Source organism: Alicyclobacillus cycloheptanicus, from assembly GCF_028751525.1.
Taxonomy (GTDB): Bacteria; Bacillota; Bacilli; order Alicyclobacillales; family Alicyclobacillaceae; genus Alicyclobacillus_L; species Alicyclobacillus_L cycloheptanicus.
The window spans coordinates 3466560-3492628 of sequence record NZ_CP067097.1 but is presented as its reverse complement, the minus strand read 5'-3'; the positions used below and the strand labels follow the sequence as shown (position 1 = coordinate 3492628).

Here is a 26069-nt window from a genome sequence, read left to right as displayed (position 1 = left end):
CGTCGGTTCGGACGACCTCTTCTCAAGACCCGGTTTCACGGAGCCAAAAACAAAAATATCCACCTGCTAGGAGTCATCACCTAGCCTGCGGATACGCCGTCCCTGTCATCGGTCCAAATCGCTCGGGAACAACTGAATACTGCTCGGCTCAGCTCGACTCATGGTTCGGCGGCGTAACGACAGCTCCGCACAAGGTCTCATCTAACAACTCATCTGCCTCCATCATAAGCGCCAGCCAGAGCCGCGTCAACCCAGAAGTTTCGCCCAATCTGCTTCTGGATGGGGCCGCGGCTGACACCCTGACATCCCCCCGCTTCGTCGGCCTTATCGGTCGGCCAGATCCGGCCGCAGCACGGTGGCTCCGCCCAGGTACACGTGGTTCAGTTCATCTTGGGGCTGGTCAGTGTTCACATGCAGCAAGACACGGATGCAGCGCGGCAGCGCCCCTTCAATGTTCAATTCCACGGCACACATCAAGGGGACCCACTGCCACCCAGGGATGCTGCGAACAGCTTTCGCCGGAAAGGAGGCGGTCAAGTCGGGGGTCATCGTCAACAGGACACTGGCCACGTTGTCACAGTCCAACTGGTTGCGTTCGATGATTTCCTCCATTAACTGCTTTGTTGCGTGAAAGATGGCGTCTGACGTGTTGGCATCCACCGTCACCGCGCCACGTATGCCTCGAACTTTCACTTCTGATTCTCCTCCCCGGTCAGCACCTGTTGCCAGGCCTTGTGTAACGCTGTCTCTGTCACGCCGTGCACGATGTCGACGCGCCCGATGCGCACCGGCAGCACGAACGTCCACTCGTTCGAGCGATGTTTTTTGTCGAGGTTCAGGACGCGAACGACCTCTGTAAAGTCGAACGCGGGCGGAACGGTTGGCAAACCATGTCGAACCAGCACGAAAGAGATCTGATCTCTCGTTTCGGTGTCGGCCAGTCCCAGGTCAAGCGCCAATTGGGCTTCGACACACAACCCCATTGCGATGGCCTCACCATGGTTGAGTTGATAGTGGGACAACTGCTCCACCGCATGGCCGACCGTGTGGCCCACATTCAGCCACATGCGCTGGCCGGATTCACGTTCATCCGCCTCGACCACGGCAATCTTGACGGCGGCGGCGCGCGCCACCAGCCGCTCGGCTGCGTCGTCCCCTGGGTATCGGTCCATCGGCGTCGCGGCCAGTTCCGCAAACAACGTTTTGTCGCCGATGAGGGCATGCTTGATGACTTCCGTCATGCCGCCCCGCCATTCGCGCTCCGGCAGAGACGCCAAGGTCTGCACGTCGTACCACACCGCGATGGGCGGGTGAAACGCGCCCACGAGGTTTTTGCCGCGCGACAGGTTGACGCCGACCTTGCCGCCGAGGCTGCTGTCGTGCGCGAGCAGGGTCGTCGGAATCTGCGCAAACCGGATGCCGCGCAGGTACGTCGCCGCCACAAACCCCGCCAGGTCCCCGACCACGCCGCCGCCGACCGCCAAGACGACGCCATTTCGGCGGATCCCGGCGTCCAGCATGCGGTCGTACAGGGTGTTCGCCATCTCCAGCGACTTGCTCTCGTCCCGCGGCGGCACCACAGTCACCGTCGCCGCATAGCCGGCACGGGTGCACGACTGCTGCACCACGTCTGCGTAGCCGAGCGCGTGGACCGTGTCATCCGTCACGATGAACACGCCGCCGTCGGGATCGCCCGTCTGCGCCCGCAGCCGGCTGCCCACCTCGGACAAGATGCCGGGTCCGATGACGACCGGGTATGTACCCGCCGCACTTCGTATCGTGAGCGTCGTGGTCATCGTCCCGCGACCCGCCTTGCATAGGCCGCGACCTGCTCTTCAATCTGCGCGATGCTGTCGCCGCTGAACTTGTCCAGGAAGGCCTGTGCAATCACCCAGGCGGCGACGTTTTCCCCGACCACCGAAGCCGCCGGCACGGCGCAGTAGTCGGAGCGCTCTACCGTCGCGGGTTCTGCTTGTTTGGTGGCCATGTTCACGCTCGCGAGCGGCTGGTACAGCGTGGAGATGGGCTTCATCGCCACCCGCAGGACAATCGGTTCGCCGTTCGTCACGCCGCCTTCCAGACCGCCGGCGCCGTTGGTCGGGCGAAGATAGCGCGATCCGTCATGCACAATCGCATCGTGCACCTCCGAGCCAAACCGCCGCGCGGCCTCAAAGCCAAGGCCGATTTCCACGCCCTTGATGGCCTGGATGCTCATCATGGCGGCGGCCAATTGGCCGTCCAGCTTGCGGTCGGGGTGCACATAACTGCCTAAGCCAATCGGACACCCGCGGATAATGACCTCAAACACACCGCCTACAGTATCGCCCTTTTCCTTCGCCTCGTCGATGCGAGCGATCATTGCCGCCTCTGCCGCCTTGTCGGCCGTCCGCACCTGCGACTCGTCACAAGTGCTGATGAGCGTATCCCAGTCCGTCGGCACCTGTTTTGCCTGCACGCCGCCAATCTCCACCACATGCGCGGTGATGTCGATGCCAAAGTGCCTCAGCAGCTGCCTCGCCAATGCGCCCGCCGCGACCATTGTGGCCGTGTTGCGCGCGCTCGCACGCTCCAGCACGTTTCGGATGTCTTCGTGGTCATACTTGATGGCCCCCGCTAAATCGGCGTGTCCCGGGCGCGGGCGTGTCACCTGCTTGAGGTTGTCCGGCGCCTCGTCCCAAACCGCCATGCGGTCTGTCCAGTGGACAAAGTCCTTGTTCACCACGTGCAGGGTGATCGGCGAGCCGAGGGTTTTGCCGAAGCGGACGCCGCTGGTCACCTCGACCTGGTCGGTCTCAATTTTCATCCGCAGCCCCCGGCCGTAGCCCTGTTGGCGCCGGCGGAGCTGCTCGTCTATCGCTGCTTTGCTGACCGCAAGGCCGCTTGGCATGCCTTCCACAATCACGGTGAGTTCCGGTCCATGGGACTCACCAGCGGACAAATACCGCAACATCTTCTTCCACAACCTTTCTCATGAACGATGGGCCTGTGTGTGGATGCCTAGTTGACCTAGCAAATCGAAAAACGCTGGGCACGTCTTCGAGACGCAGCCCGGGTCGAGAATGTCTGCACCTTGGCCGGCGGCAGCAAGCACCGACAGCGACATCGCAATGCGGTGGTCGTCGTACGAGGGCAGCGCTGCCTGGCCCGGCCTGCCCGGGTAGACGGTGAGCCCGTCTTCGTGCTCCTCCACCTGGATGCCAAGCCTTTGTAACGACGCGCAAATCGCCGCAATGCGGTCTGACTCGTGCGCGCGGATGTGCGCCACATCCGTAATGGTGACTGGCGCGTCCGCATACACGGCAATTGCCGCGAGCAGCACGGCCTGGTCGGACATTTCTTTCATACTCACGGTGAAGCCGCCCTTGAGGGGCGCACTGGCTGACGTTTGCGGCGGGCCCGACAGCGCAATCGACGATGTGGTCCGCTCCACCGTACAGCCCATGCGGGCCAGTACGTCCACCAGTCCAATATCGGGCTGGCGCGTCGTCGGGGGGAGGTTCTGAACGCACACCCGTCCCCCGGTCACCGCCGCCAAGGCCAGGAAGTAGCACGCCGTCGAGGCGTCCGCTTCCAATGAAAGCTCGCGGGCCTGGTACGCGGCCGGCTCGACGCGGAGCTTGCGCAGGTCTTCTGTGTATTCAACGTCGACACCGAACTGCGCCATCAGGTCGAGCGTCATGCGCACGTAGGCGTGCTGCACGATGGGACTGGTGACGTGAATGGTGACCGGAGTGCGCGCATATGGGGCAGCGATGAGCAGTCCGCTGATGAACTGGCTCGACGTATCGCCGGAGATGAAGACTTCCCCGCCGTCGAGGCCGTTCGCGTGGACGGTGAACGGCAGTGCGCCAGGCTGCCCTTCGAAGGACAATTGGGCACCGAGCCGCGTCAACCCGTCCAGGAGCGGCCTCATCGGCCGCTCGCGCAGCCGTGACGAGCCGTCGAGCGTCCACCGCCCTTGCGGCGCAGCGGCCAAAGCGCCGGGGAGAAACCGCGACAAGGTGCCTGAGGCACCCAAGTACAGCGAACCCGCCAACGTCGGCCACGCACCGCCGCAGCCTTCGATTTCCACACAGTCGCCGTCGACGTGAACGGCAATGCCAAGCCGCTGCAAGGCGTCGATACACCAATAGGAGTCATCGCTCTGCAGGATGCCGGACAGCCGGCTTTGCCCGCGTGCCATCGCGGCGATGATGAGCGCCCGGTTGGTGAAACTCTTGCTCCCTGGCACAGAAAGCTCGCCCGTCACTGACCCCCGGTATGGGTCCACATGCATGCGCTGCACACCCGTCAGGGTCGACCACGGCGAACGAGCTTGTAAATCGGGTGTTGCATCCGACATCAGCTGTTCTGTCTCCTCTCCACTTGGCAAGCGTGTATTTCTGGCGATTAGGCCTGGCCGGCCGCACGGCGAACTGCCGCGCAGAGCAATTGCACGGCGCCCGCCGCATCCCGCAAGTCCACCATGGTGCTTGGGCCGCCGACGTACCGCGCCGGGTAGGAGACGCCGCCGAGGGCAATCCCCGCCTCGGACACTTGAATTGCGCCAGCGTCGGTCAGGCCGAGCGGCCACACCTCGTACTGGATGTCCACGCCGGCCGCTTTCGCGCTGTCCATCAGCAAGTCCTTGATGTTCAGCGGCACAATCACCGTCCGGTCCATCACTTTCACGGCCGGGCCGGCGCCCAGTTTCAGGGCCATCCGCGGCGCCTGCGGCATGTCGCCGGCCGGTGCCGCGTCAATCACGAAGGCGAGGTCCGGCTTCAACTGGAAGGCCGCCGTTCTCGCCCCGCGCGCCCCGACCGCCTGCTGGGCCGTGAACACGACGGACATGGCGTATCCCTCGGCAGCCAGGGTGCGGAACGTTTCGATCGCGATCGAACACCCGACTCGGTTGTCCAAGGCCCTGCCAACGAGGCGGTTGTCGTCGAGGACCACCACCCGCTCGTCAATCACACCCTCCAGCCCGATGCGCACGCGCCCGTGAGCAGCTTCTGCGGATTCGGCGCCAATGTCCACGTACAGGTGGTCGAACGTGATGTCCGCGGGCTTGACCTCCGATTCCACCCCGACGATGCCGACCACGCCGTTCGTAAACTGCACGTGCCGTCCGACCAGGCTGCGCGCATCCAAATCACCAACCGACACCAGCCGCACAAACCCCTGGTCGTCGATGTGGGTGACCATCACGCCCGGCTCGTCCGCGTGAGCGGCGAGCATCACACGGGGACTCCGCCCGTGCTTGATGGCGATGGCGTTGCCCAGCCGGTCGATTCGCACTTCGTCTGCCACATCCTCGACGTGGCGCAGCAAGGCTTGCGAAATCCCCGCTTCGGCACCGGAGGGGGCCGCGTATTGGCTCAATTCCAGAATCCTGTCTTTCATGCGGTGAATCCTCCTGCCTCGATTTCATTCAAGATCGCGTCCACGAGTGCGATGGTGTGCTCGTAGTCGTCGATCGACGCGATTTGCGAGGGTGCGTGAATGTACCGCACGGGCACGGAGATGCCGCCGCCAATCACACCCTCGCGGCTCTTGTGAATCGCACCAAAGTCGTTGGAGCCGCCCTTGACGCGCCTGAGTTGATGGGGGATGTTGTGCTTCTCTGCGACGGAAATCATAAAGTCGAGGAAGCGCTTGTCGGCGATGGTGTGCCCGTCCTGCACCGTGAAGGCGGGCCCGCCGCCCAGCTTCGTCGCCTCCGTGTGCCCCGGCGCACCGCCGACGTCGGCGCAGACCGTGCCTTCCAGCGCGATCGCGATGTCCGGCGCCAGCCGATACGCCGCTGCCGCGGCACCGCGCAGACCGACCTCCTCCTGCACTGTGAACGCAGCGAAGAACGGCAGCTTCCGCGGCTTTTTCAGCGTCTCCACAAGCACGGCGCAGCCGATGCGGTCATCGAACGACTTCGCCTTCATCGCGCGGACCCCAATGGTTTCAAACGGGGTGGCGAACATCGCCACGTCGCCCGGCTGGACGGCGGACAACGCGTCCTCCCGGTTTTTTGCGCCAATGTCGATATAAAGCTGCGTCAGGGTGGGGACGCGGTGCTGCTCGTCGTGATCTTGTAAGTGAATTGGCTTCATCCCGATGACCCCGGGCACCTTGTTGTCGCCAATCCGCACGGGTTTGGAAATCAGCACCCGCGGGTCGATGCCGCCAATGGCCCGGAACTTCAGGAGGCCGTTGTCCTCGACGTGGACGACCATCAGGCCGACTTCGTCCATGTGCGCATCGAGCATGACGCGCGGCCACGCTCCCGCGGCACCCTTGGTACACAACAGGTTGCCGAGGACGTCGGTCTCGATGTGGTCGACGTAGGGGGTGACCTCCTCACGCAGCAGGTTCCGGATTTCGTCTTCAAATCCCGACGGTCCCATGGCCTCGGTCAATCGCTTCAATAACATGTGAGTCCCTCCACCATCGCCAGGTCGATGCTTGCGATGAAGTGCGCCAACAGCCGCCCGCACGCCGCGATGTCGTCGTACGAAGCGGTCTCGACGGAGGTGTGCATGTAGCGGATGGCCACGCCGACCAACCCCGTCGCGAGTCCTTCGCGGGCGATTTGCAGCGCCGCCGCATCCGTTCCAGTGGGCCCTTGGGAGAATTCAATTTGGTAGGGCACGTTGTGATGCATGGCGGTGTCGCGCAGCTGCCGGAACACCTTGGGATGCAGGTTGGGCCCCATCGTGATGACGGGTCCCTTGCCCATTTCGAAGCTCTCGTCCGGCGCCTGGCCCGGCATGCCGGCGAACGTAACGTCAATCGCGATGGCAATGTCCGGGTTCACCCCGTACGCCGCCGTCATGGCGCCGCGCAGCCCAACTTCCTCCTGGACGGTGGCGGCCGCGTAGACTTCGGCGGTGTGACGCAGCTGCTGCAGTGCCGCCAGGCACTCCAGCACCACCGCGAGGCTGGCGCGGTTGTCCAACGCTTTTCCGGCGATGCGGCCATTCAGGAGTTCCATGGTGCCGCGGCGAACCGTGATGCGGTCTCCGACCCGCACACGCTCGCGCACCGCAGTTTCCGGCATCGCCAAATCCACGAACAGGTCTTCCAGCTTCGGCGCTCGTTTGCGCTCCGCTGGAGAGGATAAGTGCGGCGGCTTCGAGCCCACGATGCCAAGGAGGGCATCGCCGTCATGCGTATGTACCAAAACTTCCTGTCCCACAAGGGTGCGCGGGTCAAAGGCATGGGCGTCCCAGACGCGCAGGAATCCACCCTGGTCGATTTGCGTCACCACCAAGGCAATCTCGTCCATGTGCGCCGCCAGCAGAATGCGCGGTACGCGCGCGTTGGCAGGCGCCGCTGGCGGGACGATGCGGGCCATCAAGTTGCCCAGGGTATCCGTACGGATGTCGGCTGAATAGAGGGAAAAGAACCGTTCCATCTTGGCTGCGATGGGATGCTCAAACCCGGGTCCAGCATGACTGTCGAGGAGTTCCAGGAATGTGTCACGGTGATGATGGAAGGACGGACTCGACATCTTCAGTCATCGACTCCTCTCTGCTTGTGCTATCTTATCAGACGATTCGAACATGGTGCAACGCTTCTTCGTCCTCTAGTAGAAACGCCCAGTCTTCGTCACGGCCGCCAGCCCTGCGCCACGCGGCCCGCAAATCGGCCGGGGGCGCGGCACTGACCGTGCGTGTGACACCTGTCACGGGGTGGCGCCACCCGAGCTGCACGGCATGGAGCGCCTGCCGTCTCAAGCCCATTGCGGGGAGAGCGGGGTTGCCATAGTCGCGATCGCCAACCAGCGGCATGCCCGCGGCTGCCATGTGGAGCCGAATCTGGTGCGTCCGCCCCGTTTCCAGCACCAGCTGTACGAGGGCCGCGGGCGGATGGACGGCTGCGAACCGATAATGCGTCACAGCGCGCTGCCCCTCCGGTGCGATGATGCGGCGCGAAGGTTTGTCCGGATGGAGTGCGATGGGCATGTCAATGGTGTGCCACGCACCGGTTGTCAGGCCCGGTGTATCATCGTCGGCCGGCGTGCCGGGTACGTTCTCCGCCACATGCACAATCGCCGCGTAGACACGGTGCACCTGCCCCTTGCGCAAGGCCTCGTCAAACAGGTGATGCACGTGCGCGTGTTTGGCGAACAAGACCAGCCCGGACGTATCTCGGTCCAGCCGGTGCACACAGTGCGGCACTTGTCCCTGCGGCGACAAATAGGCGTACAGGCCGGATTGAATCGATCCGATCCGCTCGCGCGCCGTCGGGTGTGTGAGCAGCCCTGCAGGCTTGTTGACCACGACAATCTCGTCGTCCTCGTAGCGGATGTCCAAGTCCATCGCCATCGGAACGATGTCTGTCGTCTCTGGAGGTAACATAAGATAAATTATGTCACCTTTAGACGCACGGTCGGGCAATCTGGCTGGCACGCCGTTGCGAAGGATCCGGTCCTCCCCGGGCAATTGTCGGAGCAAACGCGTGGACATCTTGAGTTTGGACTGGAGCAGGCTGCGAATCACCCTGCCGTCATCCGCCTCGGTGACGGTTAGTGTGTACATCATGCCGCGTGGATGGTCCATGCGCCTCACCCGGACTGGTCCGGCAGGACAAGGTCCGTGTCTGGCGGCGCATACCCAAGGTGCCGCGTCAGACTGACCAATTGCCCCTTGTGATGGAATTCATGTGTGATGGTGTGCGTCAGAAGCCACAGCGGGGACAACTGTAATGGATCACGCTGCCACGGCACATGACCCGTGATGGGTTGGTCGAGTGCATGCTCGAACTTCGCAAGAAACTGCTGCACCAGGTCGTCCACCGACGCGAACAGACGCGCCACATCGTCGACGGAGGGATACGCGTGGACAGGGGTGTCTTCCACCTTCTCCCCCAGGCCAAAGCCTTGCAGCCAGTGTCGGTAACAGTCTGCCACGTGAACGTGAAGGTTGCGCACGGACCCCCATCCAAACGCGGACACCTGCTTGACATAGTCCGTCGGGGTCATGGTGCTACAATACTCGAACAAGACATTGCGGGTTTGCGCGACCCATTGATACTGTTGTTGGATTGGATTCACAGGACATCCTCCCGACGCTCAGATACGACCGATTATAGACGTGGTACGGAAACCTTGCAAAAGCAAGCCGGTCCCGACCCGTCGCCGTCTGTGCTGCACGGAGATTGTTAGACGACTGAGCGCAACGAGTTGATTTTCCGCTAAGTGATGAACGACCTGACGTACCGTCCATCCACCAGGACGATACGCTGTGTCCAGTTGTTCTGGCGATCATCCTTCTGCAGCCAATCGCAGTTTTGGCAGAACACACGAAAAACGGGTATACCCCTCTACTGTATGGCACCGTACCTTGGCGAAAACCAGACGCTTCAAGGCTCGTACGATGCGGTAGGAGGTATACCCCTCGGTTTGGAGCGGATGACGGGACTCGAACCCGCAACATTCAGCTTGGGAAGCTGACGCTCTGCCAATTGAACTACATCCGCAAGGCTTCACACAGGGATGTTTCGTAACTGTATTATGTAGAATACAGGATTTCGCTCCGCTTTGCAAGGTCTACAGTCTACACGACGTTGATTAAGCTCTGCCACAGGTAATACGTTGCATAGCTTCGCCATGGTGCAAAGGCCTGCGCCATGTGCCGAACCTCAGCTTCGCTTGGGCGGTGTTCCAGTCCATACAGTTTCTGTACGGCATTTTGCACACCAATGTCCGCAGCCGGCATGACATCGGGTCTGCCTGCGCCAAAGAGGAGAAAACACTCCACCGTCCACCGCCCAATGCCCCGCAGCGGCAGCAGTGTATCGTAAACTTGGTCGTCCCACATCTGCCACACGCCGTCGAGATCAACCTGTCCATCCACGACTGCACGCGCGAAGTCGATGACGTATTCCGCTTTCCGCTGGCTGAACGATAATTGTTTCAGGCTTTCATAGGTCCATCCGGCCACTCGCTCTGGCGAAGGGAAGACTGGCAGGGACTTCCCCATCCACACCCGTTCTTCGCCGCCAAAGTCCACCAGTCTGTCGACCAACGTGGCAGCAAATTGTACATTGAGCTGCTGGCCAATGATGACCTTGACCATGGATTCGAACAAATCCGCATCCTGGATGGGCCGCAGGCCGTACAATTGCTGCATCACCCCTCTCCACTCTGGTTCCGTTGCCATCATGGCATAGAAGGGCCAAAGGTCTACATCAGCCGAAAACATATGCCTCACCCGTCGAACCAGTACGGTCTGTTCTGCGCTGGTCAATCCATCCGGGTATACGAGCTGCAACCCTGGCGCATCCACGCTGCCCACGCCAAGCACTGTGACCGGTACCGCGCGTTCGCCCATCCGCAATACCCTCGTATAGGACAGTTCCTCCGGGTCGATCACGGCGTATTTCGACGGACGTGACAGAGGTCGGCGCAGCATCTGCTGAAAATCAAACGGAGCAGCGACGTCGATTCGTTCAAGCATGATGTCTCTCCTCGGAACTGCAGTTCGGCCGACGCTGGCGCCGAACCGATTCATTTTTCAAAGCTGAGCGATAGTCGTTCGGGCTGACCCCAAATGTCTTGCGAAACGTGGCGGAAAAATGCGATGCACTTTGGTATCCAACGTGCCGAGCGATGTCGCGAATGGGAACATCTGTGGTCTCTAAACGTTCCTTCGCACGCTGCAAGCGGACGCGCTGAAGCTCCGCAGCCGGCGACACCCCCGTAAAGCGTTTAAACGTGCGCTGAAGGTGATAGGGGCTCATGTTCAGTTCGTCGGCCAGTGCGTTCAATGTCAAGGACTCGTGAAAGCGGCATTCGATGATTTCCATGACGCGATTTGCCACTTCCGCATCGGGGGACTGACCCAGCGGATGGTCAGGTTTACAGCGCTTGCAGGGCCTGAAGCCTGCGCGCAGTGCATCCTCCAAAGTGGCAAAGACACGTACATTCTCACGCTTCGGCAGGCGTGATCGACATGATGGGAAACAAACAATCCCTGTCGAAACGATGCCGATATACCACTTTCCGTCGAATTTGGTATCCCGTCGAATCATCGTTTCGTACAGCTCATCCGTGACGGTTTGCGTTGGTTCGCACCTCCCGAAGTGACAGGGGCTGTCGGGCTTCACTAAAATCAAGTGTAATCGGGATGGGGTGCGATGGACAGTGAATTCCAACAAGAGCGCAAGATTTCGCGCTGTGATAGGCGTCTTCAACGAGGATTTGTTCACGCATCAACACGTGGTCTACGTGTCCTGGCGGCAGGAGTGCTAGAGCCCGATGCGCTGCAACACAAACGAGCTCGCGCCCCAGATCACGATGGCGCACCCCAAGGCGCCCGCGAATGGCCAGCCTTTGCGCAGAAATGTAACGACCAGCACCAGGAGAAGCGCTGTCGGTACCAGTCCTTTGAGCACGCTCACGAGAAATGTGCTGATTTCCGTGGCGGGTTGATGCTCCGCCACCAGCCATGTGGCAGACAATAGACTGACAATTGGCAGTGCCGCAATCCACCCACCAATCCCAGGATGTTGTTTGGAGATGACCGTTACGGCCGTCACCACCAGCGCAGATACAACCACTTTCATCGCAATCATCATGTTTTCTCGCCCCGAACCACCTTGAGAAGCAACGAAATGCCGTGTTCGATCGCATCGCGTTCTGCGTCCGACACCTGTTCCAACAGGGTCGTCAGCCGCTCCACATCGAGCCCCGTGTGCTGTCGGACGGCCCGTTGACCTGCAATTGTCAGGACCACCTCCACCACGCGCTCGTCATCAGGCTTCCGACGCTTTTCCACGAGCCCCTTTTGGCGCAGCCGCCGAACAATTTCCGATGCCGTGTTCTGCGCACAAGCGAGGTGGTACGCGATGTTCTGGACATTCGTCGATCCCGTCATTTGAATATACTGGAGCGCGCGCACCGCCTGGTGGGACAATTCGATGTCGAATGCTGGGTGACAATAAAAATACACTTCGGAGAACATACGAGATATCTTCTTGGCCGATTCGTCCGTACGCACGTACACGCCTCCATCCATGACGATTATACCCTTCGTGCGACTGTTCAATCGACTATGCGGTTTCTCACGTCCTCTTTGGGAGCAAGTCATCACATTGGACGAAAAACGCTACACCCACTCTCCCTTTCGGAAGACCGGCACCCATTCACCGTCCTGTGTTTCCCCGTCAATATCCAGTTCGCTGGACCCAATCATGAAATCGATGTGAACAAGACTGGTGTTGACCCCACGTTCCAGCAACGCTTCTCTACTCATGGTTGTTCCTCCAGAAATATTGGCGGGGTATGCCATGCCGATGGCGAGATGGCATGAGGCGTTTTCATCGAATCCGGTGTTGTAGAATATGGTGTCTTCTTGAGCAATGGGTGAACTCTGAGGGACGAGTGCCAGTTCGCCTAGGTAGTGCGAACCTTCATCGGTTTCAATGATGGATTGCAGGACGTCATACCCCACCGCCGCATCATAGTCCACGATTCTGCCGTTTTCGAAGCGAAGGCTGAAGTCGTCAATCAACTTTCCGTTGTAAAAGAGTGGCTTCGTGCTGCGCACGGTCCCATTGACGCCCGTACGGATCGGCGCCGTGAAGACTTCTTCTGTCGGGATGTTTGGAACAAAAAAGATGCCCTGTTCATTGGTCGTGCCTCCGCCTAACCACACATGGTTTTCAGGCAGCGCAACGACCAAGTCCGTCCCAGGTGCTTGATAGCGCAGACGGCGATACTGAACTTGGTTCAAGTGACGGATTCGAGTGTTGAGGCTGTGAAGGTGGTTTTGCCACGTAGCCGCTGGGTCATTCTGGTCGACCCGTGTCATGCGAAAAATCGCAGTCCACAGTCTTTCGAGGCGCTCCTTTGGCGCTGCATCCGGATAAACCTGCTCCGCCCACTCCAGGGTCGGGTAATTCACAATCGACCAGGCCACCCGGAATGACTGGCGCATCTTCTGGTATTCGCTGAGCGCTTGTCTCGCGGCCCGGGTGGAGGCTGTGATGCGCTCTGTCGGCACGTCTTGCAGCAGCTTTGGCTGCGGCGCGTGCACGGTCAAGAACGCGGCCCCCTCCTGCGCCATCCTCATGTAGCTCTCGACGCGCCAGGACGGGTACTCGGATAAAGCCTCGATGGACGACCGCAGCAAGCGTGTCTTTCCGAGGAACGCGTCATGCCAATTGACCTCCACATGCTTTGCGCCCGCGTCGTAGGCTTTTTCTGCTACAATTCGGACAAAATCGGCACTGAGAATGGGTGCGTCGATCACAAGCACCTGTCCCTTTTGTATGTTGAGTCCCAGGTTGACGGTGACTTCTGCGTATGACGCCAGCATGGCATCGAATGACTTCATGGTGAACATTCCTCGCTTCCAAACGCTGTTGTGTCTTGTGAACCCATGATTCGATGATTGGCATCTGTCATGCACCTGAACGCTTACGAAACACGTAGCCGTCGAAATACCCGCGTTCAGTCGTGTATGAAGTGTACTCTATCCGTTCAAGGGATGCGTGCGCACGCACATATTCGCCTTCTCGATAGCAAAAATCTCTGGGAAATCCTTTCTCGTCATGCTGCTTCGTATTGAAGGAGGTCATCAGCAACATGCCGCCAGTTCGGAGGACAGTGACCAATTCGTTGAAAGTGTGCAACGAGGGCTTGAAATGCGTCACAATGACATTGTCAAACGGTCCCAGGTCCGCGAGTGCGCCGTCTGCCTTGACATCCCGATGATAGGTTGTGACCTGTAATCCTTCGTTGGATGCGAATGTTGCAAGCCGTTTGAGTCCCAGCTCCGAAAAATCAACACCCGTCACTTGGAAGCCGTGCCGTGCCAGGTAGATTGCATGCCTGCCATCGCCGCAGGCCACATCCAGCACAGTTCCCGGCTGCAGCAGGTGTAGACGCTGGACGAGGAACTCGTCGGGATCTGACAACGCTTGCGCTCGATTCGCGTATTTTTCGTTCCACCGCGCTTGCTGATGATCCATATTGCACAATCCTCCACCGACAAACGTTTCATCGCCAGGTTTCGCTTCTCACAGGGCTTTGGCGAGTTCGATTTCGTCGTGGATCTCGATGCCGTTCTCACCCGTGAGCGGAATCGTTGGTTTCATGCGTCGCGCTTCATCCACGGCGTCAGGGTACACCGCCGTGATCCGAAAGCCGCGTCGTTGATAAAATCGGAGTGCGTCCAGGTTGTCGTTGCTCGTGATGAGCCACAGCCGCCGACACCCCGTCTTTCGTGCTTCTGCTTCCACAGCCTTCACGAGTGCCGTGCCAACGCCGCTGCCTTGGGTGAGAGCGTTGAGGCTCATCAATTCGCAGCCCGTATTGTCAAAGCGATAAGTTGCCGCACCAGCCAACTTGCCGCTGACCTTGCAGACAAGGGCATGCAGGTTCGTCAAACGATACACCTGACCCCGAGTGACCATCGTGTCGCCTCCCCATTCCACTTGCCAAAGATGGGTCAGCCACTGACGGTCCTCTTCCGTAAGCGGCGGCAAAATTTCGATGTTTTCAAGGGGATGCGTGGGGCTGTCCCTCCTTGCAAGGCGAATTTTTGAACAACCCGTCGGCATCAGGGACGCGCCTGGGGCTTTTCTGAATGACCCGCATGTTGCCGAATGAACACACCCACGTCCTGCACCACGCGGGTGTCGGACCAATGTACATAGTGACCAAATGGAACCGGACGATAGTCGATGTCAGGGTTCAGTGCGCGACATCTGTCTATGTTGTGCTGAATGCGCCGTTGACTTCGCATCGGAACTTGGAAACGTGCCATACAGGAGCAGGCACGGGCAGCGGACTTGTGAGATGAATTTGAAAGGATTCATCCGGTAGAGTGCCAGCCATAATTCCACACCCTCAATGGACAGTGTCGGTTCAAACGCGAGTGCCTTGCGCAGGTATTCGTCATCGTCCAAAGTGTACCAGCCTCGACGCTTCACATCCGCAATTTTGGTTTCGAGACTGTCTGAAGGCGAAGCGCCAGTCACTGCTTGGTCTTGACCAAATATGTCTCCCATCACCTTTTTCAAGATGCTCGGACCGAAGATTTGCTCCAAGCCCGCAATGATTGGGGCCAAATATCCCACACTGCCAAGCACTTGAACAGGAAAACGAGGCACGCGACAATACCCAACGTCAAGAAGGGTAAGTGATAAAACCTTCTCGGGATATTGGGCTGCGAACGTCAAGAGTATCGCGCCCCCCAGCGAGTGCCCAATGAGATGGCATCGTTCGATACCGCGGTTATCAAGATAGGCGCGCACCCATGTGCCCATTTTCGTGGGTGTAACTCGTCCTTCGATCCCGTCGCTACGTCCGATACCTGGCAGGTCTACCATCAAGACTTGATGGTCGGGCTTTAGCTCATCGGCAATATTCATCCCGGCGTTTCCGCACCATCCACTTCCGGGCAAAAACAGAACCGGGGTACCGTGACCGACGGACTCCTCATACCAATGCATCTGACCACCTTCGGACTTTCCATATCTATATCACGTGTTTGTTCATCTGTTCTCTTCCCGCACCATCCGAGCCTCTGTCTGAGCCAGTTTGTCGAATATCGTGTGTATCGCTGTGTCATCCTAGCGAAAGATGCAACGGAAGGGAGAGCTTCAGTTGGGAGAACAACATCGTCCAGCAAAGGTTGGCCGCGAGCAAGCCGTGACGGACACGAACCGGCACCGCTTGACGAGTGAACGTCAAAACGGTTCAGCGTCCGCAGGTGATGCGGCATCCGGCGCCCTCGAAGAGCTTGAGAAAAGTGCTGAGGATTGGCTGAATCAGCTCCCCGAAACCTTGCAAGACGAGCCCTGAGCTGGCCAATCCGTACGATCACAGCGCACACTGCCAATCGGTACGAACACGGCCAGCCCCGCGAGGAGAATGGCGCGCGCATCGCGCATTCTCCTCACCGGTTGTCTCGAAACGCTTACATCAATTTCAAAATCAGCGGAATCTGACCGCGGTGGTGCGTCGTGTGCGAAATCGCATAGGTCAGCAGCTGCCGGCGATTGAGTGCGCCGACCCGCAGCGTCAATCCTGGCTGGTCCAAATCGGATTCTTTGACCGTCTCCAGGATTGCTTTGTGTTCATCCAGTGTGTTCTTCCATGCCTCTTTGATTTGCTGCACATTCCACTGGTTTTCCTTGAAGGGCTGCCCGGCATCGATATCCAGCGTCTTGCCCCCGATGGCGGCGAAAAATCTCTTCTCGACGCGTGTGACGTGATCGATCACGGCGGCGATGTTGTTCCATTTGTCATTCGGGCGGAACAGCCACTGGTCATCCGTGAGGCCGTCCACCATTTGGTCGATGCTGCGGTGAACCATGGTCAGGACATCAAATTGATCGGACAGTTCTTTGATCATGCGTAACATCCCCCTCGATGCATGGTGTATGAACATGGGAATCGACAATTTCATTGTGACCAATGTGACGACGCATGTCCAGGCCTGCCCCGGGTTCTGTCTAATCACCCAGGGGCACCGCGTTCGGGACAGGTCGAGAGTTGGCCTGTTCGGCTTCGTCACCGTAATTGTTCGTAGATGTTTCGGACTTGCTGCACCGTAAACTTGCTGCCACCGACGTTTTGCGTGTTGGCCAAAGCCATGGCCACCAGAATCGTCGGCTTGCTCTGACCCGAAGGGGTCCCCCACGAGACAAACCATCCCCAGTCCGTCCCCTTGCTCTGTGCCGTCCCCGTTTTTCCGGAAATCGTCCAGCCCGGTATATCGGCAATGCCGTGCGCGGTTCCGGCAGGGTCGGCCACCACCTGCCGCAAGTCGGCATCGACCACTTGGACCGCGTCCGTTGACACACCGGTCGATTCCGCGACCGTACGCGCCGGGTGCTGCAGGACCACTTTGCCGAAGGCTGAGGTTTCCTTGCTCACCAGATAAGGCGATAAGACGTTGCCGTCGTTGAGAAATGCGGTGTACATGTCGGCCAGTTGGAGCGGGCTGACCAGCACCTGTCCTTGTCCGTATGCACTGTCTGCCAATTGAATGTCGCTCTGAATCTTCCCGGTGCTGCTCACTTGGGCCTTCCCAACCGCCAGCGGAAACGAAAGGGACTTGCCAAATCCGAACCTGTCCAGCCCCTGCACGAATCGCTCGGCGCCGATGGCGAGTCCGGCCTGCGCAAAGTAGACGTTGTCAGACCACACCAGGGCGTGCAGCAAGTCCGCCGTGCCGGCAGGATGCGGCTCCCGGGTCACGTAGTAGTTGCCCCAGGACGCGTCTTTTTGCCAATGTTCCGCATCACTTGGAAACGTGGTACTCGGCTTTAGCACGCCGTCCGTCAAGCCGATGGCAGCCACCAGCGGTTTCAATGCCGATCCCGGCGGAATCGGCGAGAGCGCACGGTTGACGAGCGGCGCCTGGGTGTTCGAGAGCAACGCCTGCCACGCAGCGGAGGAGAGCCCCTGCGTCAAGGCATCGGGGTCGTACCCGGGCGAACTCGCCATTCCGAGCACCGCGCCGGTCGAGGGGTCGAGGGCGACGGCTGACCCGATGTGATGGCCCAGCGCGGAGGCTAACGCCGCCTGCACCTTGCTGTTCAGTGTCACGGTCACCGTGTCCCCTGGCGTTGCCTGTCGTTGCGCGATCACACTTTCTGACTGTCCCTTCCCGTTCACCAGCCAAATTTTGCCCCCTGGCGTGCCGCGCAGTTGCGTCTCCAAGGCGGCTTCCAATCCTGCCTGGCCGATGACATCGGTTGAACTGTAGCCCTCTGATTTGCGAGCAGCTGTCAATTCCTGCGCTGTGATGGGGCCAAGGTAGCCGACGACGTGGGCTGCCGCGGTGCCTTCTGGGTATGTACGGACAGGGGTTGGACTGTCTGTGATGAGGACGCCGGGAATCTTCAGCAATTGCGGTTCCAAGGACTGTTCCGTTTGCGCGGGCAACGTCTTGACGGGCACGAACAAGTCTGGCTTGACCCAACTTTGGTGAAGGCTCGTTTGGATGTCGCTGGCAGACAGATGCAGCACGGCCGCCAGGTCCTTGACGGAGTTGGCTGTCATTTTGCCGGGGACCAGACCGATTTCCTTTCCTGGGGCGTTGGTTGCCAGCAGCTGACCGTCGGCACTTAGGATGGAGCCGCGCGCAGGCTCGTCGACCTGTGCCCGAACCTTCCAGCCCGGTTTGAGCGCCGGGAAAATCAGGTTGGGCTGCCAGTCAATCCGCCATCCGTCCTGGTCTTTCACCATCTGGGCGGTATACGTCTTTGTGAAAGGATTCGTGATGGCGGTTTTCCACGTCACACGAAACCCGAGCTTTGCCGTGCCGCCGCTGACGTTGTCATCCGAAGCGGGTGGTTGAACCACAATGGACTGGGTTTCAATCCCGGATTCGATGTCCTGGTAGCGTGTCACGAAGTCCTTTTCGGAAATTTGCTTTTTCGCCGTCGCCGAAAGAAGTCCGTACATGCCCTGAAAATCCTGCTTGGACCAGTCGGTCAAGTACTGGTTCAGGATGTCGTTCGGATCCGGTGTGTGACCGCATCCGGCGGCGGCGAAAGAAGCGGTCAGGGCGGCGCACAGTGCAACGCTTCCCCACGCTCTCATCGTTCCCCATCTCCTTCCACGCCTGGCCTGATTAGCGCACCCCACCTTCTTGAAGAAAGCAGATGCAGCCGCCAACTCCACAGTGGCGGCCGCTCTCAGTGTAACACGGAAAATTCAAACTGAAACGTATGCGAAGCCAATTGGCACAGGTTCGTGGTTGGAGATGCCTAAGTATCCTGCCCACTACATCGGTCTCACCTCCGCAAAAATAAATCGACTGGCAGCCCCTTCCTTCGCTCACCAGTATTGATGGCCCCGTTTGCCACCCTGCCTGAGGATAATGATAGACCGAGAACATTGATTTTCCATTTAGACGAGGTCAAAGTTCTATGAAAAGGTGTTATGAATGGGAACGCACATCATGCATCTCCTCGTGCGGTGGTTCCTGTACGACTTTCGCAATCCATATCCAATTCATGAGCAGCAGCGCTGCTGTCACATAGAACATGACAGGAATGCCGAAGGCGGCTGATACCATGCCGCCGACCATGGGTCCGAGGAAGCTCCCGAGGAAGGTGGCGCTGCTCGTCAGTCCATAGACTTTCCCGCGGTTTTCGACCGAAGTCAGTCGACCGACGAGCGCGTTGGCCGTGGGTAAAATGCCGCCCATAAACATGCCCATGCAGAAGCGGAGGGCAATAAACACCCAGACAGACCGGGTGAAGGCTTGTGGAATCGTGAAGACGGCGTCTGCCAAAAGCGAGATCAGCAAGACGCGCTTATAGCCGATTCGGTCACTCCGTTTGCCAAGGAACGGCGAAGCCACCAAGTCGCCCATCCCGGTCACGGAGAATGCAAATCCTGCCAGGGTCGCCAGGTACGGCACGTTTCCGGCAATGTCTTTGACGTACACGGTGACGACCGGCTGCAGCGACCTTGTGGCAAACTGCGCAAGGAGCAGCACAACGAACATGGAAAACAACCCTTGGATGTCACGAAGGGTCATCAGTTGTTTCCAAATCGGCTGTTTCTGACGATCGGCCTGCGGTTTCGATACCTTTCGTTCTTTGACGATAAACAGGGTAATCAGGACCGCCAAGAAGGAAATCGCCGACGTCCAAAAGAAGACGAATCGATAGTCACCGATGATATCGGCCAGGACGCCTCCCAACAACGGTCCGACGAGCCCGCCGACCAGCTGACCGGTGCTCAGCCACCCAAGCGCAAAGCCCAGCTTGTTCTCCTCCATTTGCGTTGCCACGAGCGCGATGGCGGATGCGGAAAATCCGCTGAACATGCCCATCAACAACCGCAAAACGAGCAGTTCCCAGACATTGTGAGAGAAACCCATCAATGCGGTGAACACACAAATGGCCGCACTCGACCGGAGCACCATGGCCTTGCGGCCAGAACGGTCTGCCAGGCTGCCCCAAACCGGAGATAAGAGTGCAGCCATGAGAAAGTTGACGGAACTTAGAATGCCCGACCACATATCCACGTGCGACATTGGATGAACGCCGATTTGCACGAGGTACAGCGGCAAAAACGGCGCCATGATGGTTAGGGCCGAACTCATAAAGAACTGAACAATGACCATCGGCCAAAGGATCATCGTGATCGCCTGCCCTTATGTCCTGTTCGCCATCCTTGGCCAGTCGCTGCTGCCCGGACGCGCCGAATGAAATTGTCTCTGAAGTTCATCTAATGATGTGGGACGGCTGAAGATGTATCCCTGGACCATGTCGCAGTGATTGCGGACAAAATTGAGCTGTTTCATGGTTTCGACGCCTTCAGAAATGACCAGGAGGTTGAGGTGGCGTCCCAGGTTAGAAATAGTTTCCACGATGGCGCTGCTCCTCGGGTCGTCGGGCACGGAATGGATGAAGGAACGGTCAATTTTGAGCAAATCGACCGGTAAATCCTTTAGATAACTCAGCGAAGAATAACCGGTGCCGAAATCGTCAATGGCAAACTTCACGCCATAGGAACGCAGGGTGTGCAAAATTTCGAGCGCAACCTCCATTTCTTCCATCAGGGCACTCTCCGTGATTTCCAGCACCAACTGGTCTGCAGGAAACGCCACATCCGCCAGAATCGCCTTGACATCATCCACAAAGCCTTTCCTTCGCAAATGCTGTGCTGAAATATTGACGCCCACGTGAAGCGGCAGAAGGTCTGCCTGTTTGATGGCGCTGCAGGCTCGATGCATCATCCATAAATCGATTTCCACCAAACACCCCAATTGTTCGGCCGCTGAAACAAGCGCGATCGGCGGAATCAATCCTGCATCCGGATGATGCCAACGAATCAGTGCCTCCACGCCCAGCATGGTCCCGCTTCGCGGTGCAATGAGCGGTTGATATTCGGCGAAGAACTGCCCGTCCTCCATCGCCTTGCGGAGGGTCGCGTCGGTCACGTCGATATGATGCTCGCCATTGCGCACGCGCACCACACGTTCTCCGGCACCGTGAAAGAAGGACTCGAAAATCCGGCGCGTAGCCTCCACACGCTGCGCGGCCGCCTTGTCCATTTCGTGGGAGATTTCTGCAATCAGGTATTGACAATTCCCGGAACCGTCCATGACAGGGGTGACAACAGCTTCCTGAATCAACGACCTGTTGTCGAGGTGCACGATGTCCTTGAAAATCACCGGTTTTCGGGTCTGCACTGCGTAGGCGTATTTCTCGCGCAGATAGGAGGCATATTCAGGCGCGTGCACCTCCCCCACCAATTTCCCAAGGTGGCTTTCACAAAACAAGTGGCTGCGATACGCGGCACGGCTGGCCCGCTCGTAGCGAAACCGATGGTGATTCTCCACGCGAAGCAGCACCATCGCATCCGGCAGGGAATCGAACAACTCATGCAGCAGAGAAAGCGGTACCACAGCGTTCACCATCCATGGGGTTCATCTCATGAAACTGACCTCTCTTGGCGCAAGCGCGAGCCAAACAGAGGTCATCAGATTGTCTTCCTACGGAAGGTCTGCAACCCGGCCATCATAGGAAACGTTTCGTCCCGTAGACCCGTGGCTTTGCGTCTCCGCCTTTCGGCGAATTTGCCCTTATTTTGCCCTTATGAACTTCGTTCTGTTGACTACTTCTACAATTGGATTGAGATTCCTGCCCGGATTCATCTCTGGTTGCATCGACGAGGGCGCAGTGTTACGGTGAAGTATTGATAGTGGGAGCTCAAGGGTGGTGAAAGCGGTGTATGCCCGCGTGATTAAGGTCGTCTTAGGCGCTGAAACCGGCTGGGAGGCGCAGCGCATCGTCGACGTGCTCGCCTCTGTACAAAGAAAATTCGCCGGGTTCATCAACGTCAAGCTGCTTGCGGATTATGAAAATGGGGACTACGTCTCGATTTCATTCTGGGAAACCAAAGAGAACGCCATGGCCGCCTACCAGTCCATTCGTAACCAGCTGAAGCAAATGATTGGCGACTCCTTTCAGTGGGAGCCATCCGTCGAATACTTCGAGGTGTACACGCCGAAGGAGATTTCGCTTGATTCGAACGAAACGTGAGTCGCCAATGGGCGCAAGAGGCACCGGGTGCAACGCGCCTGTTTGTGCCGGAGTCAACGTGCACGCGTACAGTGTGATGGAGGGACAAATGTGCGCAATCAACGCGCAGTCATGAGATTTTTCGTTTGTAAACCCACATCGCCGCTCCATACGCCACCAGGACGATCCCGACACACCATGCAGTTTGAATGGCACGATGTCACCATTCAGAACACGAAGCTGTTGATAGGACTTTTTCCGTCCGTTCACTTGGATGGCCGAGTCCTGCATTTTGTCACTCCCCTACATGACCTTGACGTTTGACAAATCGACGACTCGCAGGCCCTTCAGGGCGGCATAGGTCAGCTTATCCATCACCGCGCCGTCGAAGCAGACGGTTTTAAAGTCGTTGTAAGCCTTGTTGGTCACCGAGAGTGGAAGACGGAAGGACACGTTCTTGAGCGTTGCGCCCCGAAACGAGGCGCCGCCGAGGTATGACTTGTCAAACTTGACATCGATGAAGGTTTGCCCGTCAAAACAAATCCCTCTCAGGTCGCAAGATTTGAATGCAACTCCGTGAAAGAGACAGTTTGCAAAGGACGTTTCACGAAGGTCGGTCTTGGTCCAATGGACATCGGTAAGCCGCGTATCGATGAATTTCGCGCCTTTGCCCGATATGTTCAGGGTGGTGCGCGTGAGGGTGGATTGGCGAAAGCTTGCTCCCCGCAGGCTTGTGACGGAAAAGTTACAATCTGTCAGGCGCGCACCGTCAAAATTGGTTTCACGTGCATCGCTGACCGTAAATGAAGTATCTGCCAAGTCGGCGCCGGAAAAGTTGGCTTGGGTCAACGGACTCGCTTTGAACTTTCCTTTGTATAAGCGAACGCCTGCGAAGTCACTCTCGTTCAGATGGACTGCATGGAGGTTGATTTGCACCTGACGCTCCTCTGCGCTCGACTGGTTCGCGACTTCCTGCAGCGTTTGCTCGATGTCGCCGATGCTGTCAATCGTCATGGCAAACGCCGTGTCATCGTCCTTGCCCTCGGCTTTCAGTTCACGAAACCGTTCCTGTAAATCGTTCAGGAGGTCCGCCTTCAGCTCCCGCACGCTTTCCACCGTTTCATACGGCGCAAACAGCTCGTTCAAGTAGGTCCTCAATTTCTCATGCATCACTTTCATTCTCCTTACAATAAGGTGTCGAGCACGCGTTTTGCGTACTCCCAGTTGCTTTTGTTTCTGGCGTACGTGGACCTGCCTTTTTCGGTGATCCGATAATACTTGCGCCGGCCCCCGTGTGATTCATCGCCCCAATACCACTCGATATCCCCGTCTGCCTCCAGCCGCCGGACGCTGGAGTACATCGTTGCCTCTTTCAACTCGTATGCGCCGCCTGAACGCTCGGCAATGAGCTTCACAATTTCGTACCCGTAGCGATCCGCTTCCGATAAGAGCCGCAGAATCATCGTATCGGTGTGGCCTCTCAACAGGTCGGAAGTAATTTTGTTCTGACTCATATCGTCACCTCGACGAAAGCATCATACATCACAATACTATGACAGTCAAGGTAATGTGTTTGTTTGTGTATCATGATGTTGAATACACAAGACGGTTGCATCGCATGAAAAAGCCCAGTCGTGTGCTGAACTTCAACACACGACTGGGCTTCCAGCCGCCATCCGTTTGCTGTCGGTGCGCCGGGCGTGGGGCGTCCCTTCAGTCTCGCTGTGGGGTCCTTTCACGCCTCCTGCTGCGGCAATCTCTTTTCCATCGCTTGTGCAACGGCTGCGGCGTTGACATCTCCTGTCGCACGCAGCTGTGCGACGACGCGCTGCCGGATTTCGACAGACTTGTTCTGACTCAGTTTGGCTGCGCCCTGGATATCTGTGACATCGATGCGAAATCCGACGATGGCGTTCATCATGTTGCGGTAGAAGCCTTCGTGCTGTTGTTTGGGCAAGCTGGAGGACGGTTCATAAAACCGAATCATGCGTTCGAGCAGGTCGGCCAACGCTTCCTGGTCCTCAATCCGTGTGCAGCGCCCGTACATATGCACAGCCGTGTAGTTCCAGGTTGGTACCGCGGCAGGCACCTCGTACCAAGCGGGTGAAATGTAGGCATGGGCACCGGAAAAAATGGCAAGGACGTCCTGCCCGTGCAGGGTTTGTGCTTGTGGATTCGCCTTGGCCATGTGAGAGAATAGACAGTGCGCCTCGGCATCGTAGACAAGCGGCAGGTGCGTGGCGACAGGCCTCGCTTCGGTGGTGCTGACCAGCACACCAAAACTGTGGGCGTGTACAAAGGCCGTGATCTCGTCCGGATTGTCCATGCAAAATGACTTCGGTACGTACAAGTCGCCATCTCCTTGAGGGGGCGCTTGCGGCCCCAAGTGTCTCCGTTTCTATGGCCTGATGTCGCCAGCGGTTATACCGACGCAGGCGTTTGCGGTTCTGGATGACTCGGTGTCAGTTCGAACGCCAATGAGCGTACCGGCCGAATGTCGAACGTCTGCTTCATTGGTACTTCGCACAACAGCGTACATACAGCCGATACATCATCTGCTTCGACGAGAAAATAGAAAACGTGCTCGGGATGGCCTGCGACCGCGAAGTGAATCTTGACACCGTATTCCTCACACCGGCTTGGGATGAGCGGGAGATACGCCTGCAGGGCCTGTCGGATTTCCTCGTGATACATGCCGCACTGGTCTACATCATGTCGTGCCGTCACATGGAACAGCAACGGTCTCAACTCCTTTCATGTCTCAGTCCCATTGTAGCTTCAGCCAAACACCGGGTCGACCATGCCAAACAGGTACTGGCGCTGTCCAGGCAGTGTCTGTGCACCCATGACCATGATGGGCGATTCCATGGCTGCGGAGAACCCCATCTCTCCCAGTAACGCCTCAAATTCTGCTGGCTGCCCAGGGACGTCAATGCGAACCAACCCGTCCCAACCGCAGGAAATCGCGTGTACCAAATCGGCAGCCATCTTCGCATGCGGTGCGATGACAGGGCCCACGACCAGCATGTTCGTTCTTTGGATGGCCAGCGCGATCGCGATCATACGACCTTGCGGGTCCCGCACCACCGCACCCGCGTGCAGGTGCTGACCCAGTGCGCGATACACTGCTGTTCGCCTGGCGCCAAACACGCGTTCGTCCAGCGCGATGGCTTCGGGCAGGGCACGCGGGTGGTACTGGGCGAGGTCAGGACGGCGGTGTGGGCATCGGTGAGGAGCGTCCACTCCACCCTGTCCCCTCCCTCCATCTGAAGAATGGTCGTTGGTTGCGCAAAACTCGCTGCGACTACTGTTTCACGCCGCGCAGTAACGCGCATTTCAAGCAGAACGAGACGGGACGTGAATCGTCATCGAAGGTGACCCGAAACGTTTCTTTACAGTCGTTCGATGCGGTTTGCAGGTATTCGACCAGTTTCTCTTGCGTGTCCGCAGGGGTTCGCGCGCGTTGCACCCAGTTGTCAAACTGCAGCGGAAGGTCCCAGGTCAATTTTTTCTCGTAAGCAAGGCTGGCGTCTGCGAACCACGTCTCGTATTCGGACAGGCGATGCTCCCGGACGTGTGAAGGGTCGCGCATGCGGTCCAGGGTGTTGACGAAGGTGTCGAGGTCGGCATGCGCTGGTGCGTAGTGATCGACCAGCAAGAACGTGCCGCCTGGTTTCAGTACGCGGGACACCTCTTGGATGGCAGTCTGGATGTTCGGAAAATGATGGGCGGCAAACCGGCAGGTCACGATGTCAAAGGATGCGTCCTCGAATGGCAGGTGTTCGGCGTCGCCCACGCAGAAGCTCACGTTTTGGACGCCTTGCTCTGCCGCAAATTGCGCGGCCAGCTCCACCATGGCTTCCGTCAAATCGCAGCCAACGCACCGCGCGACATGCGGCGCAAAGGCGAGTGCCGTATGACCGGCAGCGGTGCCAATATCGAGGAGTTCCTCCCTCCCTGTCAACCCGACAGAGGCGACCATTTGTCGCAAGTCCTCCCCTTCGGAAAACAAGGGTTCGTCGCGATAGTCCGTTGCATTTCGGCTGAACTGAGCTCTTACGGCGTCTTTTGCATCGTCTCCCACAGAA

Annotated in this window: 29 protein-coding genes, 1 tRNA gene, 1 pseudogene and 1 riboswitch; of the genes and pseudogenes, 2 read left to right on the top strand and 29 right to left on the bottom strand. The window is 58.5% G+C overall.

Features of this window, described 5'->3' with window-relative positions; translation table 11 throughout:
- Positions 1-324: 324 nt before the first annotated feature.
- The 19 genes and pseudogenes from aroH to JI721_RS16395 form a co-directional block, all read right to left on the bottom strand.
- Positions 325-693, bottom strand: a complete 369-nt coding sequence (aroH, locus tag JI721_RS16485; protein WP_274455944.1) for a chorismate mutase — start codon at positions 691-693, stop codon at positions 325-327.
- Positions 690-1796 (bottom strand): 3-dehydroquinate synthase, encoded by a 1107-nt coding sequence (gene aroB, locus JI721_RS16480; RefSeq protein WP_274455943.1) that lies wholly within the window; start codon positions 1794-1796, stop codon positions 690-692. The genes aroH and aroB overlap by 4 nt, the downstream gene beginning before the upstream one ends.
- Complete coding sequence (gene aroC, locus JI721_RS16475) at positions 1793-2947, bottom strand: chorismate synthase (RefSeq protein ID WP_407654120.1); 1155 nt, start codon at positions 2945-2947, stop codon at positions 1793-1795. The genes aroB and aroC overlap by 4 nt, the downstream gene beginning before the upstream one ends.
- Positions 2948-2968: 21 nt before the next feature.
- On the bottom strand, positions 2969-4342 hold the full coding sequence (gene aroA / locus JI721_RS16470; RefSeq protein ID WP_274455940.1) for a 3-phosphoshikimate 1-carboxyvinyltransferase: 1374 nt from the start codon (positions 4340-4342) through the stop codon (positions 2969-2971).
- A gap of 47 nt (positions 4343-4389) precedes the next feature.
- A complete protein-coding gene (locus tag JI721_RS16465) occupies positions 4390-5385 on the bottom strand; it encodes a zinc-binding metallopeptidase family protein (protein ID WP_274455939.1) in 996 nt (331 codons plus the stop codon).
- A complete protein-coding gene (locus JI721_RS16460) occupies positions 5382-6407 on the bottom strand; it encodes a M42 family metallopeptidase (protein WP_274455938.1) in 1026 nt (341 codons plus the stop codon). The genes JI721_RS16465 and JI721_RS16460 overlap by 4 nt, the downstream gene beginning before the upstream one ends.
- Positions 6398-7486, bottom strand: coding sequence for a M42 family metallopeptidase (locus tag JI721_RS16455; RefSeq protein ID WP_274455937.1), 1089 nt, complete (start codon positions 7484-7486; stop codon positions 6398-6400). The genes JI721_RS16460 and JI721_RS16455 overlap by 10 nt, the downstream gene beginning before the upstream one ends.
- A gap of 37 nt (positions 7487-7523) precedes the next feature.
- Positions 7524-8336 carry an RluA family pseudouridine synthase gene (locus JI721_RS16450; protein ID WP_274455936.1) on the bottom strand — a complete coding sequence of 271 codons (813 nt, stop codon included), beginning with the start codon at positions 8334-8336 and terminating at the stop codon, positions 7524-7526.
- Between the two features lie 206 nt (positions 8337-8542).
- Positions 8543-9031: a DinB family protein gene (locus JI721_RS16445; RefSeq protein WP_274455935.1), complete on the bottom strand. Its 489-nt coding sequence runs from the start codon at positions 9029-9031 to the stop codon at positions 8543-8545.
- A 134-nt stretch (positions 9032-9165) separates the two neighbouring features.
- Positions 9166-9241 (bottom strand): annotated as a pseudogene (locus JI721_RS17380) (metal-dependent hydrolase); the annotation flags it as partial.
- 139 nt (positions 9242-9380) lie between these two features.
- Positions 9381-9456 (bottom strand) — tRNA-Gly (locus JI721_RS16435).
- A 77-nt stretch (positions 9457-9533) separates the two neighbouring features.
- Positions 9534-10436: a DNA-3-methyladenine glycosylase family protein gene (locus tag JI721_RS16430; protein WP_274455934.1), complete on the bottom strand. Its 903-nt coding sequence runs from the start codon at positions 10434-10436 to the stop codon at positions 9534-9536.
- A complete protein-coding gene (locus tag JI721_RS16425) occupies positions 10429-11010 on the bottom strand; it encodes a bifunctional transcriptional activator/DNA repair enzyme AdaA (RefSeq protein WP_274455933.1) in 582 nt (193 codons plus the stop codon). The genes JI721_RS16430 and JI721_RS16425 overlap by 8 nt, the downstream gene beginning before the upstream one ends.
- 216 nt (positions 11011-11226) lie before the next feature.
- Positions 11227-11556, bottom strand: a complete 330-nt coding sequence (locus JI721_RS16420; RefSeq protein ID WP_274455932.1) for a hypothetical protein — start codon at positions 11554-11556, stop codon at positions 11227-11229.
- Entirely contained in the window at positions 11553-11978 is a 426-nt protein-coding gene (locus tag JI721_RS16415) for a MarR family winged helix-turn-helix transcriptional regulator (RefSeq protein WP_274455931.1), read from the bottom strand. The genes JI721_RS16420 and JI721_RS16415 overlap by 4 nt, the downstream gene beginning before the upstream one ends.
- Positions 11979-12086: 108 nt before the next feature.
- On the bottom strand, positions 12087-13316 hold the full coding sequence (locus JI721_RS16410; RefSeq protein WP_274455930.1) for an aminopeptidase: 1230 nt from the start codon (positions 13314-13316) through the stop codon (positions 12087-12089).
- A gap of 67 nt (positions 13317-13383) precedes the next feature.
- On the bottom strand, positions 13384-13953 hold the full coding sequence (locus JI721_RS16405; RefSeq protein ID WP_274455929.1) for a class I SAM-dependent methyltransferase: 570 nt from the start codon (positions 13951-13953) through the stop codon (positions 13384-13386).
- A gap of 48 nt (positions 13954-14001) precedes the next feature.
- Complete coding sequence (locus JI721_RS16400) at positions 14002-14397, bottom strand: GNAT family N-acetyltransferase (protein WP_274455928.1); 396 nt, start codon at positions 14395-14397, stop codon at positions 14002-14004.
- Positions 14398-14670: 273 nt separating this feature from the next.
- The gene (locus JI721_RS16395) at positions 14671-15438 is read right to left on the bottom strand and encodes an alpha/beta hydrolase (protein ID WP_274455927.1); all 768 of its coding nucleotides are present in this window, start codon (positions 15436-15438) and stop codon (positions 14671-14673) included.
- A gap of 154 nt (positions 15439-15592) precedes the next feature.
- Here JI721_RS16395 and JI721_RS16390 point away from each other — a divergent pair, with 154 nt between their 5' ends.
- Positions 15593-15790, top strand: coding sequence for a hypothetical protein (locus JI721_RS16390; RefSeq protein ID WP_274455926.1), 198 nt, complete (start codon positions 15593-15595; stop codon positions 15788-15790).
- Positions 15791-15905: 115 nt separating this feature from the next.
- Here the strand turns inward: JI721_RS16390 and JI721_RS16385 are convergent, their stop codons facing one another.
- From JI721_RS16385 to JI721_RS16370, 4 genes are all read right to left on the bottom strand, one after another.
- Positions 15906-16343, bottom strand: a complete 438-nt coding sequence (locus JI721_RS16385; protein WP_274455925.1) for a DinB family protein — start codon at positions 16341-16343, stop codon at positions 15906-15908.
- A 158-nt stretch (positions 16344-16501) separates the two neighbouring features.
- Entirely contained in the window at positions 16502-18541 is a 2040-nt protein-coding gene (locus JI721_RS16380; protein WP_274455924.1) for a penicillin-binding transpeptidase domain-containing protein, read from the bottom strand.
- A gap of 340 nt (positions 18542-18881) precedes the next feature.
- Positions 18882-20093, bottom strand: a complete 1212-nt coding sequence (locus JI721_RS16375) for an MFS transporter (protein ID WP_274455923.1) — start codon at positions 20091-20093, stop codon at positions 18882-18884.
- 15 nt (positions 20094-20108) lie between these two features.
- Positions 20109-21365 (bottom strand): EAL domain-containing protein, encoded by a 1257-nt coding sequence (locus JI721_RS16370; protein WP_274455922.1) that lies wholly within the window; start codon positions 21363-21365, stop codon positions 20109-20111.
- 96 nt (positions 21366-21461) lie between these two features.
- Positions 21462-21551, bottom strand: a riboswitch (cyclic di-GMP riboswitch).
- 127 nt (positions 21552-21678) lie between these two features.
- Between JI721_RS16370 and JI721_RS16365 the strand changes: the two genes are divergently transcribed.
- Positions 21679-22002: an antibiotic biosynthesis monooxygenase family protein gene (locus JI721_RS16365; protein WP_274455921.1), complete on the top strand. Its 324-nt coding sequence runs from the start codon at positions 21679-21681 to the stop codon at positions 22000-22002.
- 282 nt (positions 22003-22284) lie between these two features.
- Here JI721_RS16365 and JI721_RS16360 read toward each other — a convergent pair whose 3' ends face one another.
- The 6 genes from JI721_RS16360 to JI721_RS16335 form a co-directional block, all read right to left on the bottom strand.
- Positions 22285-23151: a pentapeptide repeat-containing protein gene (locus tag JI721_RS16360; protein ID WP_274455920.1), complete on the bottom strand. Its 867-nt coding sequence runs from the start codon at positions 23149-23151 to the stop codon at positions 22285-22287.
- 14 nt (positions 23152-23165) lie between these two features.
- Positions 23166-23495 (bottom strand): PadR family transcriptional regulator, encoded by a 330-nt coding sequence (locus tag JI721_RS16355; protein WP_274455919.1) that lies wholly within the window; start codon positions 23493-23495, stop codon positions 23166-23168.
- A 221-nt stretch (positions 23496-23716) separates the two neighbouring features.
- Entirely contained in the window at positions 23717-24331 is a 615-nt protein-coding gene (locus JI721_RS16350) for an FMN-binding negative transcriptional regulator (protein ID WP_274455918.1), read from the bottom strand.
- 71 nt (positions 24332-24402) lie between these two features.
- Positions 24403-24720, bottom strand: a complete 318-nt coding sequence (locus JI721_RS16345; protein WP_274455917.1) for a DUF3303 family protein — start codon at positions 24718-24720, stop codon at positions 24403-24405.
- A gap of 39 nt (positions 24721-24759) precedes the next feature.
- Positions 24760-25224: a GNAT family N-acetyltransferase gene (locus tag JI721_RS16340; protein ID WP_274455916.1), complete on the bottom strand. Its 465-nt coding sequence runs from the start codon at positions 25222-25224 to the stop codon at positions 24760-24762.
- Positions 25225-25285: 61 nt separating this feature from the next.
- Complete coding sequence (locus JI721_RS16335) at positions 25286-26065, bottom strand: class I SAM-dependent methyltransferase (RefSeq protein WP_274455915.1); 780 nt, start codon at positions 26063-26065, stop codon at positions 25286-25288.
- Between the last annotated feature and the right edge of the window lie 4 nt (positions 26066-26069).